Below are 6,024 nucleotides of genomic sequence, written 5' to 3' on the forward strand. Positions count from 1 at the left end.
TGGCGACCGACGAGCGGCGCGTCGTGCGCGTGCGACCCGTCGCCCGCGGGCTGCTTGGATGGCGTCATGCCGATCCACGCCGTGACGTACGTCTACCCCGACCGCCCCGCCGAGCTCGACGCGGTCCGCCCGCAGCACCGCGCCTTCCTCCAGGGGCTGCGCGAGGACGGCACGCTGCTCGCGTCCGGCCCGCTGCCCGCGACGGACGAGGCGCCGGCGGGCGCGCTGATCGTGCTCGACGCGGACTCCCACGCCGCCGTCGTGGCGATGCTCGACGCCGACCCGTTCGCGCGGGCCGGGCTCGTGGCCGAGCGGACGGTGCGGCCCTGGTCGCCCGTCATCGGCGACTGGGCCGACCGCGCCTGACCGCAGGGCCCCGGTCCTCGTCGCGCCTCAGGCCTCGTCGCGGGCGCCCACCTGGGCGACGTCCTGCGCGGCCCCCAGCGCCGTGAGCGACGCCCACTCGAACCAGAGCGGGAGCTCGTGGATCACTCCGCGCGCTCGGGGCTCGGGTGCTCGCGACGGTCCTCCGTCGCCACGAGGGCGCGCCGTCGCCGGTCGGCGAGCAGGCTCGCGACCGTCGTGATGGCGAGCACCACCACGATGAAGCCGAGCGACACGGACGTCGAGATCTCGGGGATCGCCGTGACGTGCTCGCCACCGTTGATGAACGGGACCTCGTTGGTGTGCAGCGCGTGGATGACGAGCTTGACGCCGATGAAGCCGAGGATCGCGGCGAGGCCGTAGTTGAGGTAGACCAGCCGGTCGAGGAGGCCGTCGATGAGGAAGTAGAGCTGGCGCAGGCCGAGGAGCGAGAACGCGTTGGCGGTGAAGACGAGGTACGTCTCCTGCGTGAGGCCGAAGATCGCGGGGATTGAGTCGACGGCGAACAGGAGGTCCGCGCTGCCGATCGCGACCATGACGATGAGCATGGGCGTGATGAACCGGCGGCCGTCGATCTTCGTCGTGAGCTTGTCCTCGACGTAGGTGTCCGTCGTCGGGAACAGGCGCCGGGTCAGGCGCAGGACGCCGTTCTCCTGGAACTCCTCGTCGTGCGAGGTGCCCGCGCGCGCCTGGGAGATGGCGGTCCAGATGAGGAACGCGCCGAAGATGTAGAAGACCCAGGCCCAGTTCTCGATGATCGCGGCGCCGAGGAAGATGAAGACCGTCCGCAGGATCAGCGCCACGGTGATGCCGATGAGCAGCACCTTCTGCTGGTAGTCCCGCGGGACGCGGAAGCTCGTCATGATGAGGACGAACACGAAGAGGTTGTCGACCGACAGGCTCTTCTCGGTGATGTACCCGGCGAAGTACTCCCCGCCGTAGGTGCCGCCCCAGACCGCCCACACGACACCACCGAATGCGACGGCGATCGCGACGTACGCGATCGACCAGCGGGTCGCCTCGCGCAGGCTCGGCGCGTGCGGCGTGCGCACGTGGCCGACGTAGTCGACGGCGAGCATCGCGATGATGGCGCCGACGGTGATGGCCCAGACCCAGATGGGGACGTCCACGTAGAACCTCCGGTACGTAGGTGCGTTCGAGTACCGAAGGTCTCTTCCGCCACGCACCGCCACGCGCACCCGCACGGGACGCGGGCTGGTGGTTGCGGGACCGGTGACACCGGACCGACGTCTGCGCCGGCCGTGATGACGACGTCACCGCGGAGGAATACTCCCCTTCAACGAGGTGCCAGCATAGGCCATCGAGGGCTTGCTCGCGGCATCTCGTCGCCGCCTGGGGACGGCGCGCCACGGGGCGCAGCGGCACTCACTGGAGGCAGAACTCGTTGCCCTCGGGGTCGAGCATGACGATCCAGCGCTCGCCGTTCTCCTCGACCTCGCGCTGGACCGTACCGCCGCACGAGACCAGGCGACGCGCATGACCCCGGATCCGCGCCGCCCGCTCGTCCGCGTCCGTCACGCCGGCGCCGACGTTCACGTCGAGGTGGACCCGGTTCTTCGCCGACTTCGGCTCGGGCACCCGTTGGAACCAGATCCGTGGCCCGTCGCCGTCGGGGTCCACGAGCGCGTAGTGGTCGCCGAACCGCTCCGGGGGCACTCCCCAGGCGGTCATCGCCGCCTCCCAGTCCTCGAAGCCGTCCGGGGGTGGCTGCTGCACGTAACCCAGCACCTCGGCCCAGAACGCGCCGAGCGCGCGTGGATCGGCCGCGTCGAACGTCACCTGGACACCGGTCACGGCACCCACCTCCTCGTCGGGTCGACGGCGGCGTCAGGCCGTCGCCGCGTGCATCTGGCGCAGCTCCTTCTTCAGACCGCCGATCTCGTCGCGCAGGCGCGCCGCGAGCTCGAACTGCAGCTCGGCGGCCGCCGCGTGCATCTGGTCGCTGAGCTCCTGGATGAGCTGCGCGAGGTCGCTCGCCGCGGCACCGGCGAGGCGGTTGCCGGACGTCGCGCCCTCCTTCGGCCCGCCCGGCACCGGCGCCTTGCCCTTCGTGCCCTTGCCCGGCTGGCGGAAGCCGCCCGCGAGGAGCTCGGCCGTGTCGACGTCCTCGCGCGCGAGCATGTCGGTGACGTCCGAGATCCGCTTGCGCAGCGGCGTCGGGTCGACGCCCCGCTCGCGGTTGTAGGCGATCTGCTTCTCGCGGCGGCGCTCGGTCTCCTCGATCGCCTCCGCCATCGCGGGCGTGATCTTGTCGGCGTACATGTGCACCTGACCCGACACGTTGCGGGCCGCGCGGCCGATGGTCTGGATGAGCGACCTGGGCGAGCGCAGGAAGCCCTCCTTGTCGGCGTCGAGGATCGCCACGAGCGACACCTCGGGCAGGTCCAGGCCCTCGCGCAGGAGGTTGATGCCGACGAGGACGTCGTACTGGCCCAGGCGCAGCTCGCGCAGCAGCTCCACGCGCCGCAGCGTGTCGACCTCCGAGTGGAGGTAACGCACCCGCACGTCCTTCTCGAGGAGGTAGTCCGTGAGGTCCTCGGCCATCTTCTTGGTGAGCGTCGTGACGAGCACGCGCTCGTCCCGCTCCACGCGCTCCCGGATCTCGTGCAGGAGGTCGTCGATCTGGCCCGTGGTCGGCTTGACGACGACCTCCGGGTCGACCAGGCCGGTGGGGCGGATGATCTGCTCGACCACGCCGTCAGCCATCGACAGCTCGTACGAGCCCGGCGTCGCGGAGAGGTAGACCGTCTGCCCGATGCGCTCGACGAACTCCTCCCAGCGCAGCGGGCGGTTGTCCATCGCGCTCGGGAGCCGGAACCCGTGGTCGACGAGGCTGCGCTTGCGCGACATGTCGCCCTCGAACATCGCGCCGATCTGGGGCACGGTGACGTGGGACTCGTCGATGACGAGCAGGAAGTCCTCGGGGAAGTAGTCGAGAAGCGTGTTCGGCGCCGTGCCGGACTCGCGTCCGTCGATGTGCCGCGAGTAGTTCTCGATGCCCGAGCACGTGCCGATCTGGCGCATCATCTCGATGTCGTACGTGGTGCGCATGCGCAGGCGCTGCGCCTCGAGGAGCTTGTTCTGCGCCTCGAGCTCGGCGAGGCGCTCGGCGAGCTCCGCCTCGATGGACGTGATGGCGCGCTCCATGCGCTCGGGACCCGCGACGTAGTGCGTGGCCGGGAAGAGGTGCACGTACTGCTCGGAGCGGATGACGTCGCCGGTCAGCGGGTGCAGGGTCTGGATCGCCTCGATCTCGTCGCCGAAGAACTCGATGCGCACCGCGAGCTCCTCGTACACGGGGATGATCTCGACGGTGTCGCCGCGCACGCGGAACGTGCCGCGCGTGAACGCCATGTCGTTGCGCGAGTACTGCATGGTGACGAACTGCCGCAGCAGGTCGTCGCGCTCCACCTGCATCCCGACGTCGAGGCGCACCATGCGGTCGACGTACTCCTGCGGCGTGCCGAGACCGTAGATGCACGAGACGGAGGCGACGACGACGACGTCGCGACGCGTGAGCAGGGAGCTCGTGGCCGAGTGCCGGAGCCGCTCGACCTCGTCGTTGATCGACGAGTCCTTCTCGATGTAGGTGTCCGTCTGGGCGATGTACGCCTCGGGCTGGTAGTAGTCGTAGTACGAGACGAAGTACTCGACCGCGTTGTTCGGCAGCAGCTCGCGGAACTCGGTCGCGAGCTGGGCGGCGAGGGTCTTGTTCGGCGCCATGACCAGCGTCGGCCGCTGCAGCTCCTCGATCAGCCACGCCGTGGTCGCCGACTTCCCCGTCCCCGTCGCACCCAGCAGGACGACGTCCTTCTCCCCCGCGCGCACGCGGCGCGAGAGGTCGGCGATCGCCGTCGGCTGGTCGCCCGACGGCTCGAACTCGGAGATCACCTCGAACGGTGCCGCGGCTCGCTGCAGGTCGGTCACGGGGCGCATGGGTCCACGGTACGACCCGGCACCGACACGCGCCGCGGGCAGCGGGACGTGCGACCGGGACGGCGGGATCACGGGAGCACGGGAGCACGGGAGCACGGGAGCACGGCCGCACTGGACACCTGTCCAAGATCACCCGCGCCACGGCTGTACGACGGCCGACCGAGCGCCTACCGTCGTCGTGCGGCGCCACGCGCCGTGGCCGAGGGGGCGGCCGACGCAGGCGGTGGGACACCACCGCCCCGGCCGCTCTGGAGTCCGTCATGCCCCGTGCCCGCGCCCGCCGTCGCGCGCACCGCCTCGCCGCCGCGCTCGCGGTGCCCGGCCTCGTCGTCGTTCTCACCGTCCCGGCGTCGGCGGCCACCGCTCCGGCCGACCCGTCGGACGCGTGCCCCGCCGGTGAGGCCCCGGGTGTCTCGACCGGGGCACCGCGCGCCACGGACGACGGCGTCGCCGTGCTGGTCGGCGGCGACTACACCGCGCTGCCGGGCACGAAGGAGTCGGAGGGCGTCCTCGCGGTCGTCGGCGACGTCCGCGTGGCGACTCAGGACCGACTCAACGTGGGACGCGCCGGCGGCGGCTCCCAGATCGTCCCGCCCGCCGGCACGGCGATGCTGGTGGCCGGCGGCACGATCGACGCGACGGGCTCCGTCGTCGACGTCGGCCACGGCATCGTCGGTCCCGACGCCTCGGGCGGCGACGTGGTCGCCGGCGGAGCGATCCTTCCCGCCGACGCCTTCGAGACCAACGGAGGCGCGCTCCTCGCCCACGGGGGCGAGGAGGTCGCCGCGGAGCTCGGCCCGCTGCGCGACGCCCTCGTGACGCTCGGCGCCGACCTCGCGGCCCTGCCCGCGACGGGCACGTCCGTGCTCTCCGGCGACCTGCTCACCCTGACGGCCGCCGGCGCGGCGGACGTCCACGTGTTCGACGTGCGCGCGCAGGACCTCGCCGCGGCGCGCTCGGTCCTGTACGTCGGGACGGGCTCCGCGCCCGTCGTCGTCGACGTCGCGGGCCCTGAGGTGGACTACCGCGTCCTGCACACCGCGGTCGACCACCTCGGCGCGCGCGTCGACGACCCGAGCGGGGCTGCGATCGGCGCCGTCGCGTCCCGGACGCTGTGGAACCTCGCGGGCGCGACCCACGTGGAGCTCGGTGACGGCACCACGACGAGCCAGCTCGTGGGCAGCGTGCTCGTCCCGGACCCGGGGTCGGTCGTCCTGCAGCGCACGCACACCAACGGACGGATGTGGGTCGGCGGTGATCTCACGGTCGGCGGGCCGGCAGGCCTCGAGCACCACAGCTACCCGTGGGTCGGCGAGGAGGACGAGCCGCCCTGCGCACCGAGCACGACGTCGCCCGCACCGACCGACGACCCCGGACGGCCCGACGAGCCGGAGCCGACCGAGCCCGCCGAACCCGCCGAACCCACGGAGCCCGTCGCGCCGCCGGAGCCGGCTGCACCCGAGGGCTCCGTCGAGGTGGGCGGGCGCACGCCGCCCCCGGCGGGCGAGCGCGCCGCCCCGGTGGCGCGGACGCTCCCGGCCCCGCAGACCGGTCGCACCCCTCGCGCGGAGAGGCTCGCCACGACCGGCGTTGCGGCCTCGACCCCGCTGTCGGCCGCGGCCGTCCTCGTGGTCGCCGGCGCGGCCCTGCTCGTGGTGAGCGGCCGTCGTCGGGCGACGCGCT

The 6,024-nt window shown here is 72.3% G+C and carries 5 protein-coding genes; 2 read left to right on the forward strand and 3 right to left on the reverse strand.

The features are described from left to right. The first annotated feature begins 66 nt into the window (after window positions 1-66). Window positions 67-366: a YciI family protein gene (locus JZ5iCDA_RS04135; RefSeq protein WP_069385992.1), complete on the forward strand. Its 300-nt coding sequence runs from the start codon at window positions 67-69 to the stop codon at window positions 364-366. A gap of 122 nt (window positions 367-488) precedes the next feature. Here JZ5iCDA_RS04135 and JZ5iCDA_RS04140 read toward each other — a convergent pair whose 3' ends face one another. From JZ5iCDA_RS04140 to uvrB, 3 genes are all read right to left on the reverse strand, one after another. Beyond that, window positions 489-1,514: a TerC family protein gene (locus JZ5iCDA_RS04140; RefSeq protein ID WP_069385993.1), complete on the reverse strand. Its 1,026-nt coding sequence runs from the start codon at window positions 1,512-1,514 to the stop codon at window positions 489-491. Window positions 1,515-1,770: 256 nt separating this feature from the next. After that, on the reverse strand, window positions 1,771-2,199 hold the full coding sequence (locus JZ5iCDA_RS04145; RefSeq protein ID WP_069386003.1) for a VOC family protein: 429 nt from the start codon (window positions 2,197-2,199) through the stop codon (window positions 1,771-1,773). Window positions 2,200-2,232: 33 nt separating this feature from the next. Continuing rightward, entirely contained in the window at window positions 2,233-4,341 is a 2,109-nt protein-coding gene (gene uvrB, locus JZ5iCDA_RS04150) for an excinuclease ABC subunit UvrB (protein WP_069385994.1), read from the reverse strand. 260 nt (window positions 4,342-4,601) lie between these two features. Here uvrB and JZ5iCDA_RS04155 point away from each other — a divergent pair. Next, the coding region (locus JZ5iCDA_RS04155) for a choice-of-anchor A family protein (RefSeq protein ID WP_069385995.1) at window positions 4,602-6,024 on the forward strand (1,423 nt) is incomplete at its 3' end.

The sequence above is a fragment of the Cellulosimicrobium cellulans genome (assembly GCF_001722485.1).
GTDB lineage: Bacteria > Actinomycetota > Actinomycetes > Actinomycetales > Cellulomonadaceae > Cellulosimicrobium > Cellulosimicrobium cellulans_A.